Origin of the sequence: Nonomuraea sp. NPDC050547, assembly GCF_044457345.1 — a bacterium.
GTDB lineage: Bacteria > Actinomycetota > Actinomycetes > Streptosporangiales > Streptosporangiaceae > Nonomuraea.
In genome coordinates this window covers 205,975-232,888 of the sequence record NZ_JBITGW010000014.1, presented here as the reverse complement: position 1 = coordinate 232,888, position 26,914 = coordinate 205,975, and the positions used below count along the sequence as shown (strand labels likewise).

Annotated in this window: 22 protein-coding genes; 14 read left to right on the top strand and 8 right to left on the bottom strand. The window is 71.1% G+C overall.

The features are described from left to right. The first annotated feature begins 175 nt into the window (after window positions 1-175). The 5 genes from ACIBHY_RS32805 to ACIBHY_RS32785 are packed head-to-tail and all read left to right on the top strand — an operon-like array spanning window position 176 to window position 5,924. Window positions 176-1,579 (top strand): class I adenylate-forming enzyme family protein, encoded by a 1,404-nt coding sequence (locus ACIBHY_RS32805; RefSeq protein WP_397308728.1) that lies wholly within the window; start codon window positions 176-178, stop codon window positions 1,577-1,579. After that, window positions 1,576-2,979 carry a condensation domain-containing protein gene (locus ACIBHY_RS32800; RefSeq protein ID WP_397248443.1) on the top strand — a complete coding sequence of 468 codons (1,404 nt, stop codon included), beginning with the start codon at window positions 1,576-1,578 and terminating at the stop codon, window positions 2,977-2,979. Before ACIBHY_RS32805 ends, ACIBHY_RS32800 begins: the two co-directional genes overlap by 4 nt. Then, on the top strand, window positions 2,976-3,887 hold the full coding sequence (locus ACIBHY_RS32795) for a thiamine pyrophosphate-dependent dehydrogenase E1 component subunit alpha (protein ID WP_397308727.1): 912 nt from the start codon (window positions 2,976-2,978) through the stop codon (window positions 3,885-3,887). The genes ACIBHY_RS32800 and ACIBHY_RS32795 overlap by 4 nt, the downstream gene beginning before the upstream one ends. Continuing rightward, window positions 3,884-4,849 carry an alpha-ketoacid dehydrogenase subunit beta gene (locus ACIBHY_RS32790; protein ID WP_397308726.1) on the top strand — a complete coding sequence of 322 codons (966 nt, stop codon included), beginning with the start codon at window positions 3,884-3,886 and terminating at the stop codon, window positions 4,847-4,849. Before ACIBHY_RS32795 ends, ACIBHY_RS32790 begins: the two co-directional genes overlap by 4 nt. Continuing rightward, the gene (locus ACIBHY_RS32785) at window positions 4,842-5,924 is read left to right on the top strand and encodes a 2-oxo acid dehydrogenase subunit E2 (RefSeq protein WP_397308724.1); all 1,083 of its coding nucleotides are present in this window, start codon (window positions 4,842-4,844) and stop codon (window positions 5,922-5,924) included. The genes ACIBHY_RS32790 and ACIBHY_RS32785 overlap by 8 nt, the downstream gene beginning before the upstream one ends. Window positions 5,925-6,120: 196 nt before the next feature. Here ACIBHY_RS32785 and ACIBHY_RS32780 read toward each other — a convergent pair whose 3' ends face one another. From ACIBHY_RS32780 to ACIBHY_RS32765, 4 genes are all read right to left on the bottom strand, one after another. Continuing rightward, complete coding sequence (locus ACIBHY_RS32780) at window positions 6,121-7,539, bottom strand: glycoside hydrolase family 3 protein (protein WP_397308723.1); 1,419 nt, start codon at window positions 7,537-7,539, stop codon at window positions 6,121-6,123. Window positions 7,540-7,613: 74 nt separating this feature from the next. Further along, a complete protein-coding gene (locus ACIBHY_RS32775) occupies window positions 7,614-8,465 on the bottom strand; it encodes a carbohydrate ABC transporter permease (RefSeq protein WP_397248453.1) in 852 nt (283 codons plus the stop codon). Next, window positions 8,462-9,481: a carbohydrate ABC transporter permease gene (locus tag ACIBHY_RS32770; protein WP_397248455.1), complete on the bottom strand. Its 1,020-nt coding sequence runs from the start codon at window positions 9,479-9,481 to the stop codon at window positions 8,462-8,464. Before ACIBHY_RS32770 ends, ACIBHY_RS32775 begins: the two co-directional genes overlap by 4 nt. Before the next feature lie 3 nt (window positions 9,482-9,484). Beyond that, window positions 9,485-10,828 (bottom strand): extracellular solute-binding protein, encoded by a 1,344-nt coding sequence (locus ACIBHY_RS32765; protein WP_397248457.1) that lies wholly within the window; start codon window positions 10,826-10,828, stop codon window positions 9,485-9,487. Window positions 10,829-10,970: 142 nt separating this feature from the next. Between ACIBHY_RS32765 and ACIBHY_RS32760 the strand changes: the two genes are divergently transcribed. Together ACIBHY_RS32760 and ACIBHY_RS32755 are read left to right on the top strand one after the other, a co-directional pair. Further along, window positions 10,971-12,119, top strand: coding sequence for an ROK family protein (locus tag ACIBHY_RS32760; RefSeq protein ID WP_397248459.1), 1,149 nt, complete (start codon window positions 10,971-10,973; stop codon window positions 12,117-12,119). Window positions 12,120-12,131: 12 nt separating this feature from the next. Further along, window positions 12,132-12,779, top strand: coding sequence for a M15 family metallopeptidase (locus ACIBHY_RS32755; protein WP_397308722.1), 648 nt, complete (start codon window positions 12,132-12,134; stop codon window positions 12,777-12,779). Here ACIBHY_RS32755 and ACIBHY_RS32750 read toward each other — a convergent pair. Then, a complete protein-coding gene (locus tag ACIBHY_RS32750) occupies window positions 12,766-13,185 on the bottom strand; it encodes a MarR family winged helix-turn-helix transcriptional regulator (RefSeq protein ID WP_397308721.1) in 420 nt (139 codons plus the stop codon). The genes ACIBHY_RS32755 and ACIBHY_RS32750 overlap by 14 nt on opposite strands. A gap of 127 nt (window positions 13,186-13,312) precedes the next feature. Here ACIBHY_RS32750 and ACIBHY_RS32745 point away from each other — a divergent pair, with 127 nt between their 5' ends. The 4 genes from ACIBHY_RS32745 to ACIBHY_RS32730 are packed head-to-tail and all read left to right on the top strand — an operon-like array spanning window position 13,313 to window position 17,459. Next, entirely contained in the window at window positions 13,313-14,362 is a 1,050-nt protein-coding gene (locus ACIBHY_RS32745; protein ID WP_397308720.1) for a cytochrome P450, read from the top strand. Window positions 14,363-14,404: 42 nt separating this feature from the next. Beyond that, a complete protein-coding gene (locus tag ACIBHY_RS32740; protein WP_397248467.1) occupies window positions 14,405-14,995 on the top strand; it encodes a TetR/AcrR family transcriptional regulator in 591 nt (196 codons plus the stop codon). Continuing rightward, window positions 14,992-15,747, top strand: coding sequence for an ABC transporter ATP-binding protein (locus tag ACIBHY_RS32735; RefSeq protein WP_397308719.1), 756 nt, complete (start codon window positions 14,992-14,994; stop codon window positions 15,745-15,747). The genes ACIBHY_RS32740 and ACIBHY_RS32735 overlap by 4 nt, the downstream gene beginning before the upstream one ends. Next, window positions 15,732-17,459, top strand: coding sequence for a hypothetical protein (locus ACIBHY_RS32730; RefSeq protein WP_397248471.1), 1,728 nt, complete (start codon window positions 15,732-15,734; stop codon window positions 17,457-17,459). The genes ACIBHY_RS32735 and ACIBHY_RS32730 overlap by 16 nt, the downstream gene beginning before the upstream one ends. Window positions 17,460-17,825: 366 nt before the next feature. Here the strand turns inward: ACIBHY_RS32730 and ACIBHY_RS32725 are convergent, their stop codons facing one another. Both ACIBHY_RS32725 and ACIBHY_RS32720 read right to left on the bottom strand, forming a co-directional pair. Beyond that, window positions 17,826-18,917, bottom strand: a complete 1,092-nt coding sequence (locus ACIBHY_RS32725) for a glutamate--cysteine ligase (RefSeq protein ID WP_397248473.1) — start codon at window positions 18,915-18,917, stop codon at window positions 17,826-17,828. Window positions 18,918-19,527: 610 nt separating this feature from the next. Beyond that, on the bottom strand, window positions 19,528-24,081 hold the full coding sequence (locus ACIBHY_RS32720) for an ATP-dependent helicase (protein WP_397308718.1): 4,554 nt from the start codon (window positions 24,079-24,081) through the stop codon (window positions 19,528-19,530). Window positions 24,082-24,169: 88 nt separating this feature from the next. Between ACIBHY_RS32720 and ACIBHY_RS32715 the strand changes: the two genes are divergently transcribed. Together ACIBHY_RS32715 and ACIBHY_RS32710 are read left to right on the top strand one after the other, a co-directional pair. Further along, window positions 24,170-24,658 (top strand): VOC family protein, encoded by a 489-nt coding sequence (locus tag ACIBHY_RS32715; RefSeq protein WP_379611423.1) that lies wholly within the window; start codon window positions 24,170-24,172, stop codon window positions 24,656-24,658. 249 nt (window positions 24,659-24,907) lie between these two features. Beyond that, complete coding sequence (locus ACIBHY_RS32710; RefSeq protein WP_184966738.1) at window positions 24,908-25,102, top strand: DUF3046 domain-containing protein; 195 nt, start codon at window positions 24,908-24,910, stop codon at window positions 25,100-25,102. Here ACIBHY_RS32710 and ACIBHY_RS32705 read toward each other — a convergent pair. After that, a complete protein-coding gene (locus ACIBHY_RS32705; protein WP_184966736.1) occupies window positions 25,085-25,357 on the bottom strand; it encodes a hypothetical protein in 273 nt (90 codons plus the stop codon). The two genes, ACIBHY_RS32710 and ACIBHY_RS32705, sit on opposite strands and share 18 nt — an antisense overlap. 151 nt (window positions 25,358-25,508) lie before the next feature. Here ACIBHY_RS32705 and ACIBHY_RS32700 point away from each other — a divergent pair, with 151 nt between their 5' ends. Further along, a complete protein-coding gene (locus tag ACIBHY_RS32700; protein WP_397248477.1) occupies window positions 25,509-26,876 on the top strand; it encodes a PhoX family protein in 1,368 nt (455 codons plus the stop codon). The last annotated feature ends 38 nt before the right edge of the window (window positions 26,877-26,914 follow it).

Genomic DNA, 26,914 nt, shown 5'->3' with positions numbered 1-26,914 from the left:
ACCTTACTGGAAAGATTCTTTACTGTTGAGTGTTCCATGGATCTTCCGAAGACCGCAAGGCCAGCAGTGCAAGGGGTTCGGGGCTTGTCTCCGTCGCGGCAGCGTGCGAGACTGGCGCTCGTTGAAATAAAAGGAAACTTTCCTAATAGAAAGACGTCCGAGCCTGGGGGCGATCGTGAGCGTGACGCTTCCATCCCTTCTCCGCGCGCGAGCCGCCGCGGACCCCGGTCGCGTGGCGATGACCGTCCACGGCACGGGCTCGCTGACCTTCGGTGAGTGGGAGACCAGGTCGACCGACCTGGCCGCCGCGCTGGTCGAACGGGGAGTCCGCGAGGGTGACCGGGTGGGGCTGGTCTATGGCAATGGCGACTGGCTCGACTACGCCGTCGCCTTCTTCGGGGCGGTGAAGGCGGGCGGCGTGGCCGTACCGCTGTCCGACCGGCTCGCGCGGGCCGACATCGACGCGATGCTCGCCCACTGCGGCGCGAGCGCGGTCTTACGCCCGGGTGAGGTCCCGCACGTCCTGGCCGCCGCGGCCGCGCCGTCGCTGCCCGCGCCCGGGTCCCTCGCCCAAATCCTCTACACCTCCGGAACCACAGGGCGCCCCAAGGGCGTCTCCGCCACCCACGCCAACCTCGCGCACGGCTGCGGCGGCCGGCGCCGCCCCTTCGCCCACAGCAAGCACCTGGCCCACGCCTTCCCGATCGGCACCAACGCCGGTCAGTGGATGCTGGTCAACGCGGTGGACGCGCACCCCGAGACGGTGACGCTGCCCCGCTTCACACCCGGCCGCTTCGCCCAGCTCATCCAGCACTACGAGGCCGGCACGGTCTTCGTGGTCCCCGCCATGGCCATCGAGATGCTCGCCGCCCGCGTGCACGAGCGCCACGACCTGTCGAGCGTGCTGCTGCTCGGCTCGGCCGCCGCGCCGCTGCCCGCCAAGATCGCCGTGGGGCTCGGCGACGCCTTCCCCCACGCCACGATCACCAACTACTACACCTCGACCGAGGCCGCGCCCGCCCAGACCGTCATGATCTTCGACCCCGACCGACCGTCCAGCGTGGGCCGACCGGCCTCGGGCGGCGCCGTGAAGATCGCCACAGCGCAGGGCGAACCCCTGCCGACCGGCACCACGGGCGAGGTCTGGATGCGCTCGCCCGCCGCGGTCCGCGCCTACTACGGCGACGCCGCGGCCACCGGCGAGGTCTTCCGCGCCGGCTGGGTCCGCATGGGCGACCTCGGCTACCTCGACGAGGACGGCTACCTCTACCTGGTCGACCGCGAGAGCGACGTCATCAAGTCCGGCGCCTACAAGGTCTCCACCATCCACGTCGAGGACGCCGTCTACCAGCACCCCGACGTCACCGAGGCTGCCGCCTTCGACGTGGCGCACCCGACGCTCGGCAAGGCCGTCGCGGTCGCCGTCGTCGGCCCGGTGACCCACGAGGAGCTGCGGATCTTCCTCAAGGAGCGCCTGGCTCCCCACGAACTGCCCGTCCGCCTCATCTCCCTCGACGCTCTGCCGCGCAACCACAACGGCAAAGTGGACAAACACGCACTTCGAGAGGTTGTTAGATGACCGAAGCGACCTTCACCCAGCACGGCATGTGGATCATGGAAACCATGGGCGCCGGGTCGGCGTACCACATGCCCTTGACCGTCCGCTTCGCCACTCCGCCCGACCGCGAGCGCCTGGCCGCCGCCGTGACCAGGCTCGTGGAACGGCATCCGCTGCTGGCCTGCGCCGTCGAGGAACGCTCCGGCGTGCCCCACCTGATTCCCGCGGCCCTGCGGCCCGCGCTCGACGCGCAGCCCGTCGACGGGCCCTTCGACCTGGAGAAGGGGCCGCTGATCCGCTTCACGCTGGCCGGTGACCGCCTCCTGGTCCTCGCCCACCACCTGGTCTTCGACGGCCAGTCCAAGGACGTGCTGGTCGCCGACCTCGCCGCGTTCTACGAGGGCCGCGAGCCCGCCTCCTTGCCGGCGTTCGACGTCGCCGCCGCCCAGCGCGAGCGCGTGGCCGCCCAGTTGGAGGACGCCAAGGCGTTCTGGTCGGCGCGCTGGCGGGAGCCGGGCGAGGTGGCGGTGCCCGGCGGACGGCTGCGCTCGCGCCGCGCGGGCGAGGGCGGCGTGCTGGAGTTCACGCTGGAACCGCCGGAGCTGCCCGGCCTGACCAGGTTCGAGGTCGTCCTGGCGGCTCTGCACACGCTGCTGCGCTCCTATGGCAACGAGCACGTCGTGACCGCGGTCGACCTGTCCACCCGCACGCCCGCCGAGACCGGACGGATCGGGGCGTTCGTCAACGAGGTGCCGGTCTTCGGCGAACCGTCTCCCGACACGACGTTCGGGGACTTCGCCGCCGGGCTGCGTGCCGAGCTGCGTCTCGTGTACGGCTTCCGCGAGGTGCCCGTGGCGCGTGCCGTACCGGGGATCAGGCCACACGCGTCGCTGGCCCCCGTCAGCGTCAGCTACCGCAAGGCCGGACCCGAGATCCCCGGCTGGCAGGTCGAGTGGCTGGCCTTCAACGAGGCCGTACGCGGCGCCCTGCAGCTCCAGCTCCTCGACGGCCCCGAGGGCCTGACCGCCAGCCTGCGCCACGACCCGCGGGAACTGCCCGACCCCGGCCGCGTCGCCGCCGACCTCCAGGCGCTCCTGGCCCGCATCGAGCCCGGCCGCCCCCTGAAGGAACTGACCCCCTTCCACGACCTGGCCACCGCCGCGCCCGAGGAGTCCAGGCAGGCCGCCGCCGAGGCCACGCCCGGCGACCCGCTGCTCGCGGAGATCACCGCGATCTGGGAGGAGGTGCTCAAGTTCTCGCCGGTGGAGCCGCACGACGACATCTTCGACCTCGGCGGGCACTCGCTGACCATCACCCAGATCATCGCCCGCGTCCGCAAGCGCCTCGGCGTCGAGATCGAGCTGGACGACTTCTTCGACAACCCGACCATCGCCGGGCTCGTCGAGGTGATGCGCCGATGACCACCACGCTCGACCGGGCGCTGGTGCCGAAGCTCGACGACGCGGACCTGTCCCTCATGCTGGAGATCAGGGCGTTCGAGCTGAAGCTGCTCGACCTGTTCTCCCAGGGCCTGCTCAACGGCACCACGCACACCTGCCTCGGCCAGGAGTACGTGCCCGTGGCCCTGCGCCCGCTGCTCACCCCCGGCGACCACGTCTTCAGCAACCACCGCGGCCACGGCCACTACCTGGCCCGCTTCGGCGACCTCGAAGGGCTGCTGGCCGAGATCATGGGCCGCGAAGGCGCGGTCTGCGCGGGCGTCGGCGGCAGCCAGCACATCCGCCGCGACGGCTACCTGTCCACCGGCGTCCAGGGCGAGAGCCTGCCCGTCGCCGCCGGTGTCGCCCTGCACCTCGCGCGGGCGGGCTCCGGCGCGCTCGCGCTCGTCTACATCGGCGACGGCACCTTCGGCGAGGGAGCCGTCTACGAGGCGCTCAACATCATCGCGCTCTGGCGGCTGCCCGTCCTCGTCGTGGTCGAGAACAACGGCATCGCCCAGTCCACCCCGATCGCCTCGCACCTGGCCGGCACGATCGCCGGCCGGGCCGCCGCCTTCGGCATCGGCCACCACCTGGTGGAGGGCTTCGACCTGCAGGGCATCCGCACCGCGCTGGAACCGCTGATCGCGCGGGTACGGCAGGGCGACCCGCTGATCGCGGAGTTCGCCACCCATCGGATCGGCCCGCACAGCAAGGGCGACGACACCCGTCCGCCCGAGGTTCTGAGCGAACTGCGCGACTGGCGCACCCTCTACGCCGCCGCCCACCCCGAGCAGGCAGAACGCCTCGACCAGGCCGCTCGCGCCCGTATCGAGGCCGTCGCCGCCGACGTCGTCGCCCGCCCGCCGTCCCGATGGGCGCGCCCATGAGAGTCGCAGAGAACCTCAACACCGCCCTCCACACCCTCATGGACACCCGCCAGGACCTGTACCTGCTCGGCGAGGACGTCCTCGACCCCTACGGCGGCGCCTTCAAGGTCACCCGCGGCCTGTCCACCCGCCACCCCGGCCGCGTGCTGACCACCCCGATCAGCGAGAGCGCGATCACCGGCGTCGCCGCCGGCCTGGCCCTGTGCGGCGACAGCGCCATCGTGGAGGTCATGTTCGGCGACTTCGCCGCACTCGCCTTCGACCAGCTGCTCAACTTCGCCTCGAAGTCCGTCTCCATGTACGGCTCCCGCGTACCCATGCGCATGATCGTGCGCTGCCCCGTCGGCGGCGGCAGAGGCTACGGCCCCACCCACAGCCAGAGCCTGCAGAAGCACTTCGTCGGCATCCCCGGCCTCGCCCTGTACGAGATGTCGCACCTGCACGACAACCTCGCCGTCCTCCAGGAGATGCTGGCCCGCGAGGAGCCGTGCGTCCTGTTCGAGGACAAGGTCCTCTACACCCGCCCCATGCACACCGTGCGGCCCCCCTTCACCGTCGAGAACACCGGTGGCGTCGCCCGCGTCTCCCTCGACACCCGGCCCGACTGCGTGATCGTCGCACCCGGCGGTATGGCCCACCGGGCGCTGGCCGCCATGCACTCGCTGTTGATGGAAGAGGAGATCTCCTGCACCCTGCTGGTCCCCTCGCGCCTCTACCCGTTCGACGTCGACGTGCCCGCCGCGCCGCACGTCTTCGTCGTCGAGGAGAGCACCGCGGGCGGCACCTGGGGGGCCGAGGTCGCCCACGCCGTCCACCGGCGGCACTGGGACCGGCTGGCCGGCCCGGTGACGCTCGTCCACTCCGCGGACTCCGTCATCCCCACCGCCGCCCACCTGGAGCGCGAAGTGGTCGTGGACGAGACCGTGATCCACCGCGTCATCAGAGAGGTCATCCGTGGCTGAGCTGCGCGTGCCCAAGCTGAACAACAACGACACCGAGTACATGATCGTCGAGTGGCTGGTTCCCGACGGGACCGAGGTGCACGAGGACGACGCGGTCGTGCTCGTGGAGACCTCCAAGGCGACCGAGGAACTCCCCGCCGACACCACCGGCGTCCTGCGCCACGCGATGAAGGCCGGCGCCTGGTGCCGCCCCGACGAGGTCATCGCCATGATCGGCTCCGACCCCGCCGCGGCCCCCACGTTGGATTCCGCGCCCTCCGCGTCCGCCGCCGAGCCTTCCCCGCCCGCCATGCCCTCCGCGGGCTCCGGGCCGCTGGTGACCGCGCCCGCCCAGGTCCTCATCGACCAGCACGGCATCACGCCCGAGCAGGTCGCGAGTCTAGGCGTGCATCTGGTACGGCGGGCCGACGTGGAACGCCTGCTGACCCAGGCGGACCGGCGCGAACTGCCCCGCGTGCAACGTGCCGTCGCCAGGGCCGTGGAGCTGTCCCACCAGACCATCCCGGCCGCCTACGTCGCGGTGCGCATGAACCTGACGCCCGCGCTGGAGCGAGCCAGCGCCCTGACCAAGGAGGTCCGGCGGCCCGTCGGCGTGGCCGAGATCTTCGTCCAGGCGGTCGCGGGGCTGCACGGGGAGTTCCCGCTGTTCTTCGCCAGGCTTGATGGCAACCATGCGGTTCTGTCCGCTACGCCGGACATCGGGGTGACGGTGGACCTGGGGGAGGGCCTGTACGTGCCGGTGGTGCACGACGCGGCCGGCCGTACCCTCAAGGACCTCGCGGGCACGCTCATGAAGCACCGGCTGGCCGCCACGACCGGCGACTTCAAGGAGTCCGACCTCACCGGCGCCAACTTCGTCGTGACCCTGCACACCGAGGGGGAGGTCGAGATGGCGATCCCGTTCGTCTTCCCCGGCACGGCCGGCGCGCTGGCCGTGACCTCACCGGCCGACGGGGCTCCGGCGCTGATCGGGCTGGCCTACGACCACCGGCTCATCAACGGCCGGGACGCCTCGCTGTTCCTCGCCGCGTTACGGACGGCCGTGACCGGCTGGACGGGCGGGACGCTCGCGTAGCGGGCCAAGGTCCCCGGGCCCAGGGGTTCGGGCCCGGAGGGCAGGCGTTCAGGCGGTGCGTGTGAAGCCGCCGCCTGAACGCCGACCTACGGGCCGTTGACCCTTCAGGGCGCCACGCCACGGAGTCGGTCGTCGCGCCGGCGCTGGGTCATCCCACGGGTTGTCATCCCACTCGCGGTCAGCCCAGGACCGGGTGTCAGGCGGTGAGGAGTTCGACGGCGGCCATCGCGTTGGCCCTGGCCGCGCCATACGTGGCGATGTAGGCGGCGCTCTCGGGCTGCCACACGGGCAGGCCCATCTCGATCACCGTGGTGTCGGGCCGGGCGGTTACCAGCATGGTGACGAGGCGCCGGCTGGCCGTGTGCCGATGGGCGTCCTTGACGACGACGATGAGCGAGCGGCCTCTGGCGCGTTCCAAGATCCCCAGCGGGTCCGCGTCGTCGGGCTTCAGCCTGACCGTCTCCGCCTCGGGCAGTTCCAGGCCCCACGGCACGTCGCCGACGGCGATCGTGGGCGGCGTGTCGAGTTCGACCACGAGGGGGTTGGTGAGCGGGTTCGTGGCGCCGGTCAGGCGGACCGCGCGGCGCGCGGCGGCCAGGCCGATCACGTTCAGCTCGGCTGTGGGGGCGGTGCCGGAGCCGAACCACTCGCGCAGCGCGGCCACCCGGGCCGCGGACTCCTCCAGCCGCTCGACCGGCACGGTGGCGGCGATCTCGGCGATGACGCGCTGGACGTCGTCGTAGCCGGGGACGGGGCCCAGGCACAGCATGTCCGCCCCGGCGGCCAGCGAGCGCGCGGCGCCCCCCGCCAGGCCCACGCTCTTGGTGATCGCGTGCATGTCGAGGGCGTCGGAGACGACGACGCCGTCGTAGCCGAGCTCCTGACGGAGCAGCACGCTCAGCGCGGCGGCGGACAGGGTGGCGGGGGTGTCGCCGGTGAGCGCGGGCACCGCGACGTGCGCGGTCATGATGGACTTGGCGCCTGCCTGGATGGCCGCCTGGAAGGGTGCGAGCTCGCGTTCGTACAGGACGTCCATGGTGACGTCCACGATGGGGATGGCCAGGTGCGAGTCCATGCGGGTCGCGCCGTGGCCGGGGAAGTGCTTGACGCAGGCGGCCACGTTCACCGACTGCAGGCCGCGTACGGCGGCCACGGTGTGGCGGGCCACCAGCGCGGTGTCGCTGCCGAACGAGCGGGTGCCGATGACGGGGTTGTCGTCGGCGGTGTTGACGTCGGCGTCGGGGGCCATGTCCAGGTTGATCCCGCAGGCGGCGAGTTCCGAGCCGATCGCCCGGTAGACCCGGTGCGTCAGCTCGACGTCGTCCACCGCGCCCAGAGCGGCGTTGCCCGGGTAGGGGCTGCCGACGTGGTAGGCGAGACGGGTGACGTCGCCGCCCTCCTCGTCCAGCGAGATGACGGGCTCCCCGGCCGCCCGCAGGGTGCCGGTCAGCTCCGCCACCTGGGCGGGGTTGCCGACGTTGAAACCGAAGAGCGTGACGCCGCCGAGGCCTTGCTCCAGCTCCCTCAGCACCCAGTCGGGCGCGGTGGTGCCTTGGAAGGCGACGAGCAATGTGCCGGCCGCCAGGCGGCGCAGCCCCCGATCACTCTGACTCATATCTCCTCATCACAGAGGTTGGTGAGCTCGCGCCGCGGCCTGTACGGCGGGCGGCGCGAGCCGCTTGCGGGGTGCTAGCCCTTGACGGCCCCGGCCACCAGGCCGGAGACCATACGGCGTTGCACCAGCAGGAAGAAGATCAGGACCGGGATCGTCATCAGTGTCGACGCGGCCATGATGCCGCCCCAGTCCGTCGAGCGCTGTCCGACGAAGAACGACAGCGCCCTGGGCATCGTGAACTTGCTGGAGTCCTCGATCAGCGTGAGCGCGAAGACGAACTCGTTCCAGGCCGTGATGAACGAGAAGATGCTCGTGGCCACCAGGCCCGGCGCGACCAGCGGGAACAGGACCCGCCAGAAGGTGGTGAAACGGCTGGCGCCGTCGATCCAGGACGCCTCCTCCAGCTCCTTCGGGACGGCGGCCACGAAGGTGCGCAGCATCCATACGGAGAACGGCAGCGTCAGGCCGACGTTGATGACGATCAGGCCGAGCAGCTCGTTGTAGAGGCCCATCTGGCGCACGTTCAGGAACAGCGGGATGAGCAGCGCCTCGGACGGCACCATCTGCACGATCAGCAGCAGGATGAGGAAGCTCGTCCGGAAGCGGAACCGGAAGCGCGCGACCGCGGTGGCGGCGAGCAGCGCGAACACGGCTCCGATGATGATCGTGCTCACCGACACGATCACGCTGTTCATCATGTAGGTCCAGATGGAGTTGCCGTTGATGCCCTTGGTGAAGGCACGCTCGACGTGCTCGAGCGTCGGCGGCATCGGGAACGGGATGAACGAGGTGCTGTTGAGCTGGTCGTTGGGCTTGAAGGCAGCCGTGATCATCCAGTAGACCGGGAAGATCGCGAAGAGGAAGACGGCGATGCCGGCCGTGTTGAGGCCGATCTTGCCGAGCCTCTTGCGGGTCACGGGATTCATCGGACGTCCTCCGTCTTCACGATCTGCCGTACGTACACGAACGTGATCAGCAGCAGGATCACGGTCAGCACGACGGCGATGGCCGAGCCCAGGCCCATGTCGGGCGGCGGGCTGAAGGCCTCGATGTAGCTCCACACCGAGAAGTTGAAGGCCTCACGGGGCATGTTGGTGCCGCCGGCCAGGATGAACAACTGGGTGAAGACCTTGAAGTCCCAGATGATGGAGAGCACGACCAGGACCGAGAAGACCGGCCGCAGCAGCGGGAAGGTGATCTTCCTGAAGGTCTGGAAGGCGGTGGAGCCGTCCACTCGGGCGGCCTCGTACAGCTCGCTCGGGATGCTCTTCAGACCGGCCAGGATCGAGACCCCGATGAAGGGGAACGACGCCCACACCACGGTGACGACCAGCACGAAGTAGATGTCGAGCGGGTCGTTCAGCCACGGCACGCCCGCCCACTCCGCGCGTCCGAACAGCAGTTGCGAGAACCAGTCGGGCAGCAGGTTGAGGAACCAGTTGACCACACCCGCGTCGGCGTCGAAGAGCCACTTCCAGACCACGGCGGCCGAGGTCGGCGGAACCGCCCAGGCGGCCATGGTGCCGACGATGACCGTGGTGGACATCTTCGGGCCGAGCTTGTGCAGGAGCAGCCCGACAAGGGTGCCGAGGACCAACGTCAGCGCCACGGTGACGACCGCGAAGATCACTGTGTTGCGGACGGACACGCCGAAAAGGTCGGACTGCAACGCCGCGGTGTAGTTGTCGGCGCCGACGAACTCCGCGGGCAGCGGGTTCCTCGGCCGGATCTGCCGCAGCCCGACCTTGTGGAAGGACATGTCGACCATCTGGTACAGCGGATAGAGCAACAGCACCGCGATGACCAATAGGCCGGGCAGGAGCAGGGCGTACGGGACAAACCGCGGAGGCAGTCCGCTGGGCCGGCGCGGCGGCTTGGCCCGCCGCGCCGAGGCGGAGGCGCGGTGACCTCCGCCTCGGGCGATGGTTGACGTATCACTCATCGTTTACTGCTGGTTGAGGATGGACTCGAGCTCGGTGTTGGCGGCGGCCAGAGCCTCGTCGACGGTCGCCTCGCCCTTGATCACCTTGCGCGCCGCGTTCTGCAGCACGGCCTTGGTGTCGTTGGCCTCAGCCCAGTTGGGGCTGGCCGGGAAGCCCTTGGCGACCGCGAAGGTGTCGGTGAACGCCTTCTGCATCGGGTCCTCGCCGAGCTTGGCCAGGGCCTCGGGGTAGAGCGGGAGCAGGCCCTCCGAGGTGGCGTAGGTGGTGCCGAACTCCTTGCCGGCGGCGAGCTTGATGTACTCGGCCGCGAGCTCGGGGTTCTTGGTGTCCTTCCAGATGGCGATGTCGTTGCCGCCCTGGAAGGCCGGGGCCGGTCCGCTTCCGTCCTTGTTGGGGAGCGAGAAGAAGGCCATCTTCGACTCGTCGATCTTGCCCTTGCTCTGCTCCTTGACGGTCGTGATGTCCCAGCCGCCCGTCACGAACATGCCGACCTTGTTGGCGGCGAAGCGCTGGCCGATCTCGATCGAGTTCAGGTTGAGCCTGGACTTGCCGGACACGCCGTCCTTGGCGACCAGGTCCGTGTAGAACTGGAAGCCTTCCTTGAAGCCGGGCTCGGTCAGCTTGCCGACCCACTTGCCGCCCTCGGAGGCGGCGAAGTCGCCACCTGCCGACCACACGAACGGGGAGAGGGACATGTTGGCGTCGGAGCCGCCGTTGAAGGCGAAGCCGTCGACGTCCTTGCCCTTCTTCTCCTGGATCTTCTTGGCCGCCGCGACGATGTCGGCCCAGGACTTCGGAGTCTCGATCTTGAGCTCGTCGAACCAGTCCTTGCGGTAGAGCACGGCGCGGGTGCCGCCGCCCCACGGAACGCCGTAGATCTTCCCGTCGATCGTCTCGTAGCTCCACAGGTTCTGCGGGATCGACTGGAAGTCGGGGGTCGACTTGGCGAGGTCGGTGATGTCCTGCAGCGCGTCCTGCTTGACCCAGGCGGCGACCTGGTCGTTGCCGAACTCGGTCACGTCCGGGCCCTCACCGGCGGCCAGGGCGGTGGTCCACTTCTTCTGGGCGTCGGGCCACGGCACGAACTCGACCTTGACGTCAGCGCCGGTGAGCTCCTTGAACTTGGTGTTGATGTCGTTCATGAGCTTGGTCGAGACGTCCTTCGGCGTGCCCAGACGCCACATCGTGAGCGTCTGACCCGCGAACTTCTGGCCCGGTGCGGCGCTCGACGCGCCTTCGGACGGTGCCGCGGAGGTCTTCGGCGCCTCGGAGCCTCCACAGGCGGCCACGCCAAGAGCCAGAGCGGCTGTGGTGACCGTAGTGGCTGTGATCTTCGCGATCCTCACAGGGTTCTCCCTTCCATGGTGCTGGCCTACGGTCGGCACCAGGCTGGCTGATCGTCAGTCCGAACGATTGCTGCTAAACTAACAAGAAACTTTATTAAAAGAAACAGACCGTTAGCCGATCGTGACGAGAGGAGGCGCATTCATGAGCCGAAGCCCGGGAACCCCGCGGCTGCTGCGCCGGCTGAACGACAGATCGGCACTCGAACTGCTCCTTTACCAAGGACCGTTGACCCGCGCCGAGCTGGGGGAACAGACGGGACTTTCCAAGGTAACCGCAGGCCAGCTCCTCGCCCGACTGGAAGATCGTGGGCTCGTGGAGGTGGTCGGCGAGCGCGCCGGCGGCAGAGGGCCGCACGCCGCCCTGTACGCCGTGGTTCCGTCGAGCGCCTATGTCGCCGGATTGGAAGTCCTGCCCGACAGCCTGACCGTCGGTGTGGCCGACATCACAGGTAAAATCGTGGTCGAGGTGACGGTCAATCCGCGGGGCGCCAAGGATCCGGTCAAAGCGGTGCACTCTGCCGTACAACGGGCGTGTGCTTCGGCCAACATCAGCCAGTCGCAGCTGCGCTCATTCGTCATCGGCACCCGTGGCGTCGTCGACCCCCGCTCCGGCGACGTGCGCTTCTCCCACGACCTGCCCGACTGGCACGTCGGCGTGCTGGCCAGCCTGCGCCACACCCTCGGCGCCTCGGTGACGATAGAGAACGACGTCAACCTCGTCGCGCTGGCCGAGCACCGCTACGGCGCCGCCGCCGGGCACGAAGACTTCGCGGTCATCTGGGCGGGTATCGGCCAGGGCCTCGGCGTCATGCTCGGGGGACGGCTGCACCGCGGCCTCACCGGCGGCGCGGGCGAGATCGGCTGGCTGCCCGTCCCCGGCGAACCGCTGCCCACCGACGTCCGCCACCCGCAGTCCGGCTCGTTCCAGCGGCTCGTCGGCCACGAGGCGCTTGAGGGCCTGGCCAAGCACCACAAGGTGAGCGGCCTGTCCGTCGCCGACCAGGTACGCAACGGCGGCGACCGCTACCTGGACGAGGTGGCCGCCCGGCTGGCCGTCGGCTGCGCCGCCATCGCCGTCGTCCTCGACCCGGGGCTGATCGTGCTCAGCGGCGACATCGGCCGCGCGGGCGGAGCCCGCCTGGCGGCCAAGGTGGAACGGGCCGTGGCCCGCGTCTGCCCCTCGCCCTCCCGCGTCGTGACCACCGGCGTGGCCGGCAATCCGGTGCTGCGCGGCGCGCTCGTGGCCGCGCTGGAGCAGGCCCGTGAACAGGTCTTCTCCGACACTGTGTGAGAATTTATGCCCATGGCGGCTGACATCGTGCTGATTTCGGACCCTCGGGTGGCGGCGATTCCGGTTCGGGAGAGCGGGGAGCCACTCACCGACGTACGCGGGCGGCTGCGCGTGGACGACCGGCTGGCCGACGCGATCGGCGCCTACGCGCACCTGCGTTCCGGCCTGCTGGCCCGGCTGGAGAAGGCTGAGAACCTCCTTCCGTCCGGCTACCACCTGCTGATCGTCGAGGGCTATCGCCCGATCCCCACGCAGCGGCACTACTTCGAGGAGTACCGCGACCAGCTCCAGGCCTCCTTCCCGGAGATGACGCCCGCGGAGGCGCACGTCGCGGCCAGCCGCTACGTCTCGCCGGTCGAGGTCGCGCCGCACACCGCCGGCGCCGCCATCGACCTGACGCTGTGCTCGCCGGAAGGCGTCGAGTACGACATGGGCACCGCCGTCAACGACAACCCCGAGCAGAGCGACGGCGCCTGCTACACCGGCGCCGCCAACATCGGTCCCGAGGCCCGCGAGCACCGCGCCATCCTGGGCAAGGCGCTCGACGAGGCGGGCCTCGTCAACTACCCGACCGAGTGGTGGCACTGGTCCTACGGCGACCGCTACTGGGCCTTCACCACCGGCGCCTCCTTCGCCCTCTACGGGCCTACGCCCTTCTGAGGTTCCCCAGCAGCACGTCGAGGCCGGCGGCGTAGGCGGCCAGCCGCTCCGGTGACATCCCGGCGAACAGCATGGCCGCCGCGTCCGCGCGCCCTGCCTCCATGGCGCGCACCGCCGCCGTGCCCCGCCCGGTCAGCGTGACGAGCGTGGCCCGCCGGTCGTCGGGGTGCGGCTCGCGGGTCACGAACCCGGTGGCCGCGAGGCCGTCCACCAGGCCGGTGATGTTGCGCGCGCTCACCGCCAGGGTGCCGGCCAGTTCCCGCTGTTGCTGCGGCCCGCGTCGGCCGAGCTCGCGCAGCAACTGCGCGCGGGACGGTGTCAGGCCGTCGGCCGCGAGCCTGCGCTCCATCTCCTCGCCGAGCAGTTCGGCCAGCTCAAGCGTCCGCTCGAATATCTCAATGGTCATGTAGTGATGCACCTTCACTATATGCTAGCTTCACGATATGCGGAACCTACCATTTGAGCGCCCTACCCCGTTCAGCCCGACGCCGGTCCACGACGAGTTGCGCCGTACCGGACCCATCGCGAGAGTCGTGACCGCGGACGGTCAGCCCGCGTGGGTGGTCGTCGGGGCGGCGCTGGCCCGCCAGGTGCTGTCCGACGCGCGCTTCACGATGGCCCCGCCCGGCACGCCCGAGGGGCCCGCCTCGCTGCTCAGCGACGGCGCGCCGCACGCGCGCCTGCGCCGCCTGCTCTCCCGCGCCTTCACCCCCCGCAATCTGGAACGGCTTCGCCCCGCCATCACCACGCTGGCCGGCGAGCTCGTGGCCGAGCTGCGCGAGCGCGGACCCGGCTCCGACCTGGTCTCCATCGTGGGCCGCCCGCTGCCGCTCGGGGTGACCAGCCACATGCTCGGCATCAGCGTCACCGACCGCGAACGCTTCTACACCTGGGCCGACGCCGCCTCCGGCATCACCGGCGGCGGCGAGGGCTTCGAGCAGGCGTGGGGCGAGCTCACCGCCTACTTCCCGAGCCTGATCGCCGCCAAGCGCGCCGACCCGGGTCCCGACCTGCTGAGCGAGGTCATCGCGGTCCGCGACGCGGACGACGGCCGCCTGAGCGACGACGAGCTGTTCACGACCGCCATCTCGCTGGTCTTCGGCGGCTACCTCACCGTGGCCAACACGCTGTCGATCGGCGTCGTCCACCTCGGCGAGGCCGGCGGGCTCACCCGGATCGAAGACGTCCCCACGGCCGTCGAGGAGATGCTGCGCTACTCCGCCGGCCTCCACGGCGAGGCCTTCGCGCGCTACGCGCAGACGGACATCGACCTCGACGGGGTACGGCTGGCAGCCGGCGACCAGGTCCTCGTCCGCCTGGAGGCCGCCAACCAGGACCCCGACCTCATCCCCGACCCGGCCCGCTTCGATCCCGCCCGCACGCCGAACCCGCACCTGGCCTTCGGCCACGGACCCCACCACTGCATCGGCGCCGCGCTGGGCCGCATGGAGCTGGTCGCCGTCGTCGGCGCGCTGGCCGAGCAGCTGCCCGGCCTGCGGCCGGCCTGCGCGCCAGAAGACGTCCCGTGGACCGGCAACCCCCTCGACAACGGCCCCGCCAGCCTCCCCGTCACCTGGTCTTGAACAAGGCTTGTAATTTTTGAATGGCCGTTTAAACTTCTGAACGTGCCATCAGAAAGCCGGACGTTCATCGAAGAGGCCCGCCGCGCGCAGATCATCGACTGCGCCATCGACGCCTTGGCGACGCTCGGCTACCAGCAGGCGTCCATGACCAAGATCGCCAAGCTGGCCAAGATCAGTCCGGGTGTCATCTCCTACCACTTCGGCGGCAAGGACGAGCTGATCGACGCCGTCGTCACCCACGTGGTCGAGCTCGCCACCGGCCTGATGATCCCCCGCATCATGGCGCAGACCACCGCGGCCGCCGCGCTGACCGCCTACATCGAGTCGAACCTCGAGTTCATGCGCCTGCACCGCAACCCGCTGATCGCCCTCGTGGAGGTCATCCTCCACGAGCGCGACGGCCCCTACTCGGGCCAGCAGGAGATCGCCCTCACCGACCTGGAGAAGGTCCTCGACTGGGGCCAGCAGACCGGCGAGTTCCGCGACTTCGACCAGCGCTCCATGGCGATCGCCATCCGCGGCGCCATCGACGCCGTCCCCACCTACCTGATCAGCAACCCGGACTACGACCTCGGCACGCTCACCGCCGAGCTGACCACCACCTTCTCCCTCGCCACCAGGAGCCCGGCATGACGCCCGCACTGGACATCAGCGGTCTGACCAAGCGTTTCGGCGACAAGCTCGCGGTCGACGACATCGCGCTGGCCGTGCCCCAAGGCTCGTTCTACGGCCTCGTCGGCCAGAACGGCGCAGGTAAGACCACCGCCCTGTCCATGGCAGTCGGCCTGCTGCGACCCGACAGCGGCGGCGCACGGATCTTCGGCCAGGACGTCTGGGCCGACCCCGAGAAGGCCAAGGCGCTGGTCGGCGTGCTGCCCGACGGCCTGGCCATGCCGGAACGGCTCACCGGGCGCGAGGTGCTCACCTACCTCGGGCTGCTGCGCGGCCTCGCCAAGGACGTCGTCGCCACGCGGGCCGAGGAACTGCTGGCCGTACTCGAACTGGATCAGGCGGAGAAGACGCTTGTCATCGAGTACTCCACCGGCATGCGCAAGAAGATCGGCCTCGCCACCGCGCTGCTGCACGCGCCGCGGCTGCTGGTGCTGGACGAGCCGTTCGAGGCCGTGGACCCCGTCTCCGCCGCGACGATCAAGACGATCCTGCGCGGCTTCGTCGCGGGCGGCGGTTCGATCGTGCTGTCCAGCCACGTGATGGCGCTGGTCGAGCAGCTGTGCGACCACGTCGCGGTGATCGACAAGGGCCGCGTGGCGGCCGCCGGCCCGCTCGACGAGGTCCGCGGCACGCGGACGCTCGAAGACACGTTCGTCGAGCTCGTCGGCGACCAGGGCAACGGGATCAAGGAGCTGTCGTGGCTGTCGCGCTGACCATGGCCCAGATGAAGATCGCGGTCCTGCGCCACTCCATGCGCGGCGAGCGCGCCCAGATGGCCGGGACCGGCGCCGCCCTCGGCGCGTGCCTCGCCGCCGGCACCGTCTACCTGGGCTTCCAGGGCGCCGACCTGCTCGCCGCCGGCTACGCCGTGTGGATGCTCGGCTGGATGCTCGGCCCCGTCTTCATGGGCGGCGGCGACGAGACGCTCCGCCCCGAGTACTTCTCCCTGCTCGGCCTGCCCCCGCGCCGCCTGGCGACGGGCCTGCTCGTGGCCGCCTTCGTCGGCCTCTCGCCGCTGGTCAGCCTGGTCGCGCTGCTCGGTCTCGTGATCTTAGGGGTACGGCTCGGCGTGGCCAACGCTCTGATCGCGCTGCCCGCGGCGGTGCTGCAGCTGGCCGTGTTCGTGCTGCTGTCGAAGGTCTCGGTGGGCCTGGTCGGCCTCGCCCTGCGTTCGCGGGCCGGGGCCATCGGCTCCGGTCTGCTCAACGGCGCCATCCTGGCAGGGCTCGGCCAGATCTGGGTGTTCTTCTGGGCCTTCGGGCAGATCGGGGTGCCCGCGGCGGTCTGGTACCTGCCGTCCGGCTGGGGCGTCCTGGCCGTCCAGGGCCAGTGGTGGGCGCTGGGCGCGCTGGCCGTCCTCGTCCTCCTGCTGCTGGGCGCATGGGCCGCGCTGCTCAGCCGCCGGGCCGGCGCCGTACGCCCCTCCACCCGCGGCCGCCGCCCCATCACCGCCGCCACCCCCGGCGGCGCGATCGTCGCCAAGGAACTGCGTACCTGGTCCCGGGACCTGGCCCGCAACCACCAGCTGACCTTCGCGCTCTCCTACGGCATCTGCTTCGCCGCCAGCCCCCTGATCCTCGGCTGGAACGGGATGCTCCCCTTCGCCGGCCCGATCTTCGTCGTCATGGCCGCCGCCATGGCAGCCAACCTCTACGGCACCGACGGCACCGCCCTCTGGCTCACCCTCATGACCCCGGGCCCCGGCGACGTACGCGGCCGCCAGCTCGCCTGGCTCTCCACCCAGGCTCCCATCGCGATCGTCCTGACCGTGGCCTTCACCGGCATCACCGGCGGCCCCTGGCCCCTGATCCTCGCCCTCCTCGCCGCCTTACTGGGCGGCGCCGCCGGACTGGTCCCCCTGATCTCCCTCTACGCCCTGGTCCCCGGCACCGACCCCCACCGCCGCGCCGGCAACCCGCTCCGCACCACCGAGGACGACGGCGGTCTGACCGGCCTCGCGTACGTCATGCTCGCCCTGGTGGCGCTGACCGGCGCGCCCGCGGCCCTGATAGCACTCCGATACGGCTGGATCGGCGTGGCCGCCGGCCTCCTCACCGGCGCCCTGTACTACTGGGGGTTCGGCCTGCTGGCGGAACGCCGCCTGCGCACCCATGGCCCCGAACTCCTCAACATCATGCGCACCGGCCGCAAGGCCGAGACCACGGTGACCTCCCGTTACAACTCCCTGTCCAAGAAGCAGAAGACCATCGCATGGTGGTGCCTCGGCTTCGGCGCCATCCCCCTGTTCCCCCAGGGCATCGTGGCCGCCGTCTTCGTCGCCAACGACATGCTCCGCCACACCTGGTTCCTGGCCACCTACATGCCCCCAGGCCTCCGCTACCCGGTAGCCGCCGCCATGATCGCCCTGGGCCTCACCATGTACACCGTGGGCGCCCGAATCCTAAAAGCCCCCAAAAACCCCTAACCCCACACCGCCCACGGACCCCCGCGGACTCCCGCGCGCCGCTCCTGCCCACGGACCCCGTCCACCGCACACCCGCCCCGCCCACGGACCCCCGCGGACTCCCGCGCGCCGCTCCAGCCCACGGACCTTCACCACCGCCCCCGCCCCGTCCACGAACCCCAGCGCGCCATCCCGCTCCCTGGCTCGCGCTCACGGACCCCAGGCTCCGCGTTACCTGGTCGCGCGCCTCAACCCACGGTCCGTGGGCCCCGGTCCGTCCGCCCGCGGTTGGTCAGCTCGCGGTCTGTCGAACGTGAGTAGGTCGGACCATGGGAGGTCGGACCGGGGTGGGTGGCCCAACGGTGGGCCGGTGGGATGGGGAGCGAGTCAGGCGACGGTGGCGACGATGAGGTCGTCGACCACGTCCGCGAGGTCGTGGTCGCGCCGGTGGACGCTTCGCTGGCGTACCGCGCCGGAGCCGCGGCGCATCAGCCGGTCCAGGCCCTCCTCGATGAACGGGAGGTCGCCGGCATCGCCGACCGCCCGCCGTACGTGACGGAGGAGACGGCGCGCCATCTCCGGCGCCGGCACCAGTTCGCCCGCCCGCAGGTCGAGACAGGCGCCTTCAAGCCCGTCGCGCGCCGCACGCCAGTACGCGGCGCGCATCACCTCCGCGCCGATCGGCAGCCCGCGATCGCCCCGCGCCACATCGCCCAGCGCCGTGACCACCAGCCCCCGGATCAGTCCGATGATCGTGAGGCTGTCGTTGGCGTCGAGCGGCACGTCGGCGACGCGTACCTCGATGGTGGGCAGGGTGGAGGACGGGCGGGCGTCCCAGTAGAGGGTCTTGGCGTCCATGAGCGCGCCCGACTCTGACAGCGCGCCGACCGCCCGCTCATAGTCCGCAAAGCTCGCAAAGTACGGCGGAGCCCCCGAAACCGGCCACCGACTCCAGCTGATCACCCGCCAGGAGGCGTAGCCGGTGTCCCGGCCGACGAAGAACGGGGAGTTGGCCGCGAGCGCGATGAGCGTGGGCAGCCAGGGCCGCAGGTGGTTGCCGACGTAAACGGCAAGCTCCTCGTCGGGCACGTCCACATGCACGTGGAGGGCGCAGATGCACAGTTCGTCCTGGAGAGCCCGGTAGCGCACCTGCCCGTTCTCGTACCGTGGATCGTCGGAGAGCGGAAGCGGCCCCGGCCGGCCCAGGACCGGCATCGCGCTGGCGACCAGAGCCAGCCCGCATTCCTGCGCCGCCTTCGCCACCTCCGTGCGGGCGGCGCGCAGTCTCGCCCCCAACTCGGAGAGGTCGCCCGACGGCGCGGTACGGGCTTCGATCTGGAACTGGCTGATCTCCTGGGTGATGTCCTCACCCATCACGTTCGTCGCTGCGGCCAGAACATCCGCCGCCCGGGGTGCCACATGTCGTGTGTGGGGATCGACGATTAGGTACTCCTCCTCGATCCCGATGAGGGGAGTCACGAGTGGTTTATACCCATTTCAACCCTTACGGCAACGTCACCATCGTGAGCCCGTCCCCACCACCCCCTGACCAGCCCCAACCCCGCACCGAACCTGCCCACTCAACCGCACGCCAGGCACCCCAAGCCCCGAGCCAAACGCCACCCCAATCCAAACCCTGCGGCTCCCCCGCCCTCCCCGCCGCGCCCGCGTTCCCCCCGCCCGCAGTCCCGCGCCCGCAGTCCCGCGCCCGCCGCGCCCGCCGCGCCGCGCCCGCAGTCCTGCGCCCGCCGCGCCCGCAGCCCCACGCTCGCAGCCCCGCGTCCCGTGTCTGCGTCCCAAGAACGGGCTATGCGCGCACCCGGCCAAGAACCGCCTCCGGGTCACAACGACACATGCCTCCAAACCAGCAACTGTTCCTCCCGGGCCCCGGCCCCAGCACACAGACGCAGCGACTACCGGGGACCGCAGTGAGGCCGAGAGCGCCCGCGAACCCAACCTCGAAGGCGACGGCGACCGCCGCCACCCGCGCCGGGGTGGAAACCGCCGCCCCCGTGCCGGGGTAGGACCTGCCGCCCCCGTGCCGAGGATGGAAGCCGCCCTCTGCCGGAGGTGGAAGCCGCCGCCCCGGTCAGGCGCGCAGGCGCAACCCTCGCGGAGTCGGGTGGAATCCGGCGGATTCCAAGGCCGCGGCCAGCGGCGAGTCGTTGATGTGGCCGCCGTCGGCCCGCTCCACCGTCAGCTTGCCCAGCGCCCCATCCCGCACCGCCAGAGCCAGCGCGTCCACGGCGGGCTGCAGGCGCGTGTCGTCGGCGAAGGAGAGCAGCGTCTTGCCGCCCCTCTCCACGTAGAGCGCCAGGTGCCCGTCCACCAGCACCACCAGGGCGCCCGCCTTCCGGCCTGGCTTGTGGCTGCCGGGATGCGCGGGCCAGGGGAGGGCGGCGCCGTAGGGGCTGGCGGGGTCGGCGGCGGCCAGAACCACGGCTCGCCGGGCCCGCTCGGCTTCGGAACCGCGGCGCGACTCCGGGTGCGGGCCGGGGTGGGGGTCCGGGCGTGGCTCGGGTTCCGCGGACATCGCGCGCATGCGGTCGACCGCGCCGGGCAGGGCGAACTGGGCGCCGCCCAGCCCCTCCACGAAGTAGCCGCGGCGACAGCGCCCGCTCTCCTCGTACGCCCGCAGTACCTGGTAGACAGGCGTGAACCCACCGGGCAGGCGCTCCGAGGTGACCGCGCCCCTGGTGACGACGCCGTGGCGTTCGAGCATGACCTCGGCCTGCGCCTGCGCGCGCTGGGCCGGCTGGTCGGCGGGGGCGGGCAGCAGCCACCAGCGGCCGGCGACCGTGGGCGGCCCGGTACGGCTGGGCAGTACGGCCCGCCGCCGCCGGTTCGTCGCCGGCCGGTGCGCCGGTCGGCCGGTGCCCAGGGCGGCGCGCATCGGCGCCAGTGTGTCGCCGGACACCCGCCCCGCCCACACCAGGTCCCACAGGGCAGCGGCCAGCGCCCCGTCGTCCAGCGAGCCCATCTGGTCGGACAACCCGCGGAAGAACAACGCGCCACCCCCGCCGAGCGCGCCGAGGATCTGCTCGTGCAGCGGCGTCAGGGTGATCTCGGTGGGTTCCGGCATGAGCAGGGGAGCCGTGTCGGCGAAGTAGAGGGAGATCCAGCCGTCGCCGCCGGGCAGCGAACCCTGGCCTGACCAGATGACCTCGCCGGCCGCCGTCAGCTCGTCGAGCAGCGCGGGCGAGTAGCCGGGGACGCGGGCGGGGAGCACGAGCGTCTCCAGGGCCGAGGCCGGGACCGCCGCCCCCTGCAGCTGGTCGAGCGCGCCGACCAGGGCGTCCATGGCCCGCGCCGCGCCACCGTCGCGCGCGGCGCCGGAGCCGGGCCCAGAGGCGGGCCCGGAGCCGGAGGCGGGGGAGGTGATGCCGTGCCAGGCGGGCAGGAACCGGGCCAGCGTCTCCGGGGAGACCGGTTCGACCTCCTTGCGCAGCCGGGCCAGCGACCTGCGGCGCAGCGTCCGCAGCACACCGGAGTCGCACCACTCCTCGCCCCGGCCGCCGGGACGGAACTCGCCGCTGACCACCCGCCCGGTCGTGGCCAGCCGCCGCAGCGCGTCGGTGACCACGGCGACGCCGAGGCCGAAGCGGGCGGCAGCCGTACCGGAATGGAAGGGGCCGCGGGTGCGGGCGTGTCTGGCCACGAGGTCGGCCAGGGGGTCGGCGACCGGTTCGAGGAAGACGTGCGGGACGCCGACGGGCAGCGGCGCGCCGAGCGCGTCGCGCACGCGGGCGGCGTCCTCGATCGCGACCCACTGCTCCTCGCCGGCGATCCGCACCGAGAGGGCGCGGCGGGCGCTCTCGAGCCCGGCCAGCCAGGCGGGGTCGCCGCCGCGCACGCTGACGTCGGCCGCGAGCAGCGGACCGTGGGAACGCAGCAGGTCGGCGAGGTCCTCCTGGTCGCGCAGCGGCCGGTCGAGCCGGGCCAGCTCCCGCTCGGTGTCGGCGATCACGTCGGGGTCGAGCAGTTCGCGCAGGTCGGCCTGGCCGAGCAGTTCGGCCAGCAGGGAGGTGTCGAGGGCCAGCGCCTGGGCGCGGCGCTCGGCCAGCGGGGCGTCGCCTTCGTACATGAAGGCGCCGATGTAGTGAAAGAGCAGCGAGGCCGCGAACGGCGAGGCCTGCGAGGTCTCCACCTCCACCACCCGCACCTTTCTGGCGGCGATGTCGCGCATGAGCGCCACCAGGCCGGGCACGTCGAAGACATCCTGCAGGCACTCGCGCATGGTCTCCAGCACGATCGGGAACGAGGCGTACTGGCTGGCCACGCCGAGCAGATGGGCGGCGCGCTGGCGCTGCTGCCACAACGGGCTGCGCCGGCCGGGCACCCGCCTGGGCAGCAGCAGCGCCCGGCCCGCGCACTCGCGAAAACGCGCGGCGAACAGCGCGGAACCGCCCAGCTCCTCGGTGACGAGCTGCTCGATCTCCTCGGCGTCGAAGGCGGCCACGTCGGTGGGCGGTTCGGCCAGCGTGTCGGGGATGCGCAGCACGATGCCGTCGTCGGAGTGGACCGCCTGCACGTCGACGCCGTAGCGCTCGCGCAGCCGCCGGTTGATCGCCAGCGCCCAGGGGGCGTGCACACGCGCGCCGTAGGGGGAGTGGATCACCACGCGCCAGTCGCCCAGCTCGTCGTGGAAGCGCTCGACCAGCAGCGTGCGGTCGTCGGGGACGTAGCCGGTGGCTTCGCGCTGCTCGGCCAGGTAGGCCAGCAGATTCGCCGAGGCGAACGCGTCGAGCCCGGCCGCGCGCATCCGCTCCTCCTCCGGCTTGCGCAGGAACTCGCCGATGGCCCTGCCCAGCTCGGCGGGACGGCCGGCGGTGTCGCCGTGCCAGAACGGCAGCTTGCCGGGCTGGCCGGGCGCGGGCGAGACCAGCACGCGGTCGGCGGTGATGTCCTCGATCCGCCAGGAGGTCGCGCCCAGCACGAACACGTCGCCGACGCGCGACTCGTAGACCATCTCCTCGTCCAACTCGCCCACCCGCGAGGCCTTCTCGCCGACGAGGAAGACGCCGAACAGGCCGCGGTCGGGGATCGTGCCGCCGTTGGTGACGGCCAGCCGCTGCGCGCCGGGCCGCCCCTGCAGGGTGCCGGTCACGCGGTCCCACACGACGCGCGGACGCAGCTCGGCGAACTCCTCGCTCGGGTAGCGGCCGGCGAGCATGTCGAGCGTCGCCTCCAGTGCCGTCCGGGGGAGGGTGGAGTACGGCGCGGCCCGCCGTACCAGAGCTTCGAGCTCGTCGACCGTCCACTCGTCGAGCGCGGTCATCGCCACGATCTGCTGGGCCAGCACGTCGAGCGGGTTGCGCGGATAGCGCAGCTCCTCGATCTGGCCCGCCTTCATGCGCTCGGCCACGACGGCGGTCTGCACCAGATCGCCGCGGTACTTCGGGAAGATGACGCCCCTGGAGACCGCGCCCACCTGGTGCCCGGCGCGGCCGATGCGCTGCAGCCCGCTGGCCACGCTCGGCGGCGCCTCCACGCAGGCGACCAGGTCGACGGCGCCCATGTCGATGCCCAGCTCCAGGCTGGAAGTGGCGACCACGGCGGGCAACCGGCCGGACTTGAGCGCCTCCTCGATCTGGGCGCGCTCCTCCTTGGAGACCGAGCCGTGGTGGGCGCGGACGATCTCGGGTATCGCGCCCCTGCTGGCCCCTGCCTGCGCCATCATCTGCGCGGGCATGTCGAAACCGGTCATGTCCAGCGACTCGGGGCCCTGCTCGCGCTCGTAGGCCAGCTCGTTGAGGCGGGTGCACAGGCGCTCGGCCAGCCGCCGCGAGTTGGCGAAGACGATCGTGGAGCTGTGGGCCTCGATCAGGTCGAACAGCTTGTCCTCGACATGCGGCCAGATCGAGCGGTTGACCGGCTCGGCGAAGTCGTCCTGCGGCTCGCCGGGGCGTGTCTCCATCTCCGTCATGTCCTCGACGGGGACGACGACCTCGACCTCGATCCGCTTGTCGGACGGCGGCTGGACCACCGCGGCAGGGCGGGCGCCGCCCAGGAACGCGGCCACCTCGCTCACCGGCCGCACGGTCGCCGACAGCCCGATGCGCTGGGCGGGCCGCTCCAGCAGGGCGTCGAGGCGTTCGAGGCTGAGCGCCAGGTGCGCGCCGCGCTTGGTCGCCGCCACCGCGTGCACCTCGTCGACGATCACCGTCTCGACGCCGCGCAGCGCCTCGCGCGCCTGGCTGGTCAGCAGCAGGAACAGCGACTCAGGCGTGGTGATGAGGATGTCGGAGGGCTTGGTGGCGAACCTGCGCCGTTCGTCGGCGGGCGTGTCGCCCGACCTGATCGACACGGAGATCTCCGGCACCGGCAGGCCCAGCCGCCGCGCCGTCTGCTTCATGCCCGCCAGCGGAGCGCGCAGGTTGCGCTCGACGTCGACGGCCAGCGCCTTGAGCGGCGAGACGTAGAGCACCTTGGTGCCCTTGGCCTCCTGCGCGCGCGTGGCCAGGCGGTCGAGCGACCACAGGAAGGCGGCGAGCGTCTTGCCCGACCCGGTGGGCGCCACGACGAGCGTGTTGTCGCCGCGGGCGATGGACGCCCACGCCCCCTCCTGGGCGGCGGTGGGCGCGACGAAGGCGCCGGTGAACCATTGGCTGGTCAGCGGGCTGAAATGGGCAAGCGAGCTCACGTGCACATGATGCCTCGCCGCACCGACAGAAAACGCATTGCCGCCGCTCGGGGTGGTTGAGTGACGTCCGAACGGACATACACCGACTGTGACCACCGACCACGCGGCCATCGACGCGCAACGGGACCGGCTGAGGGAGAAGTACCTCTTACCGCACCGGCCGTCCAGCAGCGCCCGCGGCCTGCACCACTTCGCGCTCATCTCCTCGGACGTGGAGCGAACGATCCGCTTCTACCAGGAGCTTCTGGAGTTCCCGCTCACGGAGATCTTCGAGAACCGCGACTACCGCGGCTCGAACCACTTCTTCTTCGACATCGGCAACGGGAACCTGCTGGCCTTCTTCGACTTCCCCGGCCTCGACCTCGGACCGTACCAGGAAGTGCTCGGCGGTCTGCACCACATCGCGATCTCCGTCGACCCCGCGACGTGGGACCGGCTGCGCGGGAAGCTGGAGATGGCCGGCGTGCCGCACCAGATCGAGAGCGGCGCCTCCATTTACTTCAAGGACCCCGACGGCGCCAGACTGGAGCTGCTCGCCGACCATCTCGGTGAGATGTACGGCTCTCGGGTGATGTGACGGTCAGCGCCGCGACGCCCGCCGGGTGCGCGGCCGGCCTGTGCGGGGTTCGCGCCGGATTCCCGCGTGCCGCTCGGATCGATCCGCTTTCTCCTGCTGTACGGCGGAGCGAAGTAAGACGAGCAGATGGCGGCGCTTAGCGCGAAGGGCTCTCTTCCTGGGGGATGTGGGGGGTCTGGGGGATGAAGACTTGGAGGCCTTTGGCATGCGGGTGTCCTACCCATGCCTCAGCTCGTCGATACTTGGTGCATGCGCCTGACCGAATTCTGGAGAAGGATGCGCGTGCACTTCGGTGACGTGTACGCCGACTCATGGGCCCACGACTACGTGCTGGCCCCGCTCGGCGGCCGCACGGTCGTGCAGGCGCTCGCCGACGGCGAGAGCGTCAAGTCCGTCTGGCGGGCGGTCTGCCAGGTCGAGAGCGTCTCACCCAAGCTCCACTGACAGCGTGTCCCTGAGCGACCTGGCGGTCTGATCCAGATCGTCGGCGCTGCCCTGCCCGCCGGGCGACCACAGGAACATCCAGCCCCGGTGCGCGGGCGTGGCGAAGATGATGGTCTGCTTGCCGCTGCGCGGATGCCAGGCCCACAGGACCGGATCGTCGCCGCCGACCATGCGACCCACCAGCCCGTGCGCGGGCAGCAGCTCGGCCAGAGCCTCCAGATGGGTGCGCCGTTCCCCGGTGTACGTGCTCGCCACGTCGCCGCCCTTCGACCGTTGTCCTCAGGATCTCCCCAGCTCACGGGGCCTGGCAACAGGGCTGGCGCAATGCCCGGGAATGTCCTATCGGTTCAGGCACGTGACACCCACGCGTCGCCGGACGGACACTGGCGGCGAGGAGGGTGCAACCATGACAAGCATCGACAGGCGCCGCTTCTTACGCACCGCGGCGATCGGCGCGGCCGCCGGCGGACCGCTCGCCGCGCTCTCCGCGCGCACGGCCGACGCCACGACGATGGTGAAACACCCGTTCAGCGTCGACTACGGCCCGCTCCGTCCCGTACGCGACCGCACGACCGGCCTCGAACTGCTCAAACTGCCGGAAGGCTTCTCCTACGTCTCCCACGGCTGGACCGGCGACCGCATGACCGACGGCCGCCCCACCCCCGCCCTGCACGACGGAATGGCCGCCTTCCGCCCGCGATGGGGTTTCCGGTACGGCGGGGCGCACGCCACCGTCCTGGTCCGCAACCACGAGGTCGGCGACCTGACCGGCGCCTATCTGTCCCCCAACTACGACCCCCAGGCCGGCGGCGGCACCACCAACCTCGCCTTCGACACCCGCAGGGGCGCCTTCCTGGCGTCGTGGGCCTCGCTGTCGGGAACCGTGCGCAACTGCGCCGGCGGACCCACTCCGTGGGGGAGTTGGCTGTCGTGCGAGGAGACCACGCTGGTCAACGGGGAGGTGCGGCACGGGTACATCTTCGAGGTGCCGCATGACGGGGTGTCGGACGCGGTGCCGTACAAGGCGATGGGGCGTTTCTCGCACGAGGCCGTCGCGGTGGACCCCGCGACCGGGTACGTGTACGAGACGGAGGACGCGACTCCCAGCGGGCTCTACCGCTTCCGCCCGCGCGTACGCGGCAAGCTGGGCAAGGGCGGCAAACTGGAGATGCTGACCATCGGCGACGGCCCCTACACGACCTACGCCGACGGGACGGGGACGGTCTATCCGGAGATCGGGTGGGTCGGCATCGACGAGCCTGACCCGGGGCCCGGCGAGACCTCCGTGGTGGAGCAGGGGATCGCCAAGGGCGGCGCCTCCTTCCGCAGGCTCGAAGGCGCCTGGTACCACCATCGCAAGATCTACATCGTCAGCACCAGCGGCGGGCCCGCGGGCCAGGGGCAGGTGTTCGAGTACGACCTGCGGCGCGACAAGATGCGCGTGCTGTTCGCCTCGCCGGACGCCTCGGTGCTGAACAACCCGGACAACATCTGTGTGAGCCCCCGCGGCGGGATCGTGCTGTGCGAGGACGGGAGCGGCGCGGAGTATCTGCACGGGCTCACCACGGACGGCGAGATCTTCCCGTTCGCGGAGAACGCGGTGGTGATCCCGGAGGGCGGCGTGCCCGGCAAGAGCGTCCCGGCCGGGGACTACCGGGGCTCCGAGTGGTGCGGATCGGTCTTCGACCCCAGCGGGAAGTGGCTTTTCGCCAACATCCAGACGCCGGGGATCACCTTCGCCATCACCGGTCCTTGGCGACGTGGTTCGTTGTAGCGTGTTCCGGAGTTGATCGAACAGTCGTTCGGCTACTA